This window comes from Flectobacillus rivi (assembly GCF_030056655.1).
Lineage (GTDB): Bacteria > Bacteroidota > Bacteroidia > Cytophagales > Spirosomataceae > Flectobacillus > Flectobacillus rivi.
This window is the reverse complement of the sequence record NZ_JASHIE010000034.1, coordinates 1-1,099: the sequence shown is the minus strand read 5'-3', so window position 1 is coordinate 1,099 and position 1,099 is coordinate 1. Positions and strand designations below refer to the sequence as shown.

2 protein-coding genes are annotated in these 1,099 nt (G+C 41.2%); both read left to right on the top strand.

Features of this window, described 5'->3' with window-relative positions:
* Nucleotides 1-480, top strand: a 480-nt coding sequence (locus tag QM481_RS24790; protein WP_283383790.1) for a hypothetical protein, incomplete at its 5' end; no start/stop codon positions are given.
* Between the two features lie 56 nt (nucleotides 481-536).
* Nucleotides 537-1,099: hypothetical protein (locus tag QM481_RS24785; protein ID WP_283383789.1), on the top strand; the 563-nt coding region annotated here is incomplete at its 3' end.

Below are 1,099 nucleotides of genomic sequence, written 5' to 3'. Positions count from 1 at the left end.
GCCATTCCAGAGAGCTATTATGTGACAGTTCGTCACCGTAACCACTTAGGAGCGATGACTGCGAATGCGATAGCGTTGACCTCAAGCTGTTCAGCCTTAGTTGATTTCACAAGTCCAAGTTTGAGCTTGTACAAAAAGGCAACAACAGATCCAGAATACACCGCTTATCCAACGGTAGACCTAGGTAGTGTTCGAGCACTATGGGGCGGTAATGCTAGTCCAGACAGATTTGTGATTTACCAAGGGCCAAACAACGACCGTACCTTTATCGGCAGTGTTGTGTTGACAGATGCAGGTAATACCGAAGGCTTGAATAACTACATGGTGACAGGTTACTTACGACCAGATATAAACCTAGATGGTTTGGTAATCTTCCAAGGGCCAGGTAATGATGTAAACTTGTTGTTTAATGAAATATTCACCCATCCAGAAAACGTGGAGAAATTGAATAACTTCATTATCTACCAACAATTACCATAGAACTAAGTAGCAGAGGGGCTGTTTAAAAACAGTCCCTCTCCCAAAACCATAGCAATATGAGACATATCCTATCCTCGATTCTCTTAGGAGTATCATTACTCATAAGTGGTCATGTAGTTGGCCAAATCAAGTATCAACTCAAGTTAGACGATAACCTGAAGACCTACCATGTGTATGTGTTGTCAGAAAAGAGTTATAGTTCCCCCCACAATTTGATAAGTACCGCTCAGATCAGCTTTAAGGTAAAATCTGGGAGTGATTTTAAATTCACTAACCTTCGTTCGGCGTCGGAATCAGACGTATGGGATTTGAATGGGGTGTTGAAATCACCGAGTTTAGCTCCTAGTTACACGTATTATTCAGTAGGCTTACAGACGATGGGGACAAGTCATTATGCCTTGAAAGAGGGCGAGTTAATAGAATTGTTTTCTTTTGAAAATACAGGGATAGAAAATCCTCAGATTCAGCTGATCAGTGAGAGTGATGTAATGGTACAAAACCAAAAGACGACAAAGATTAATATCGGGAATCAGATTAATTTATTAGGGGAAAATTCCGGTTTGAAGAATGCCTATAGTGGTAATACAGGCGAGTCAGGGGTGTCGGTGTTATCCTTACA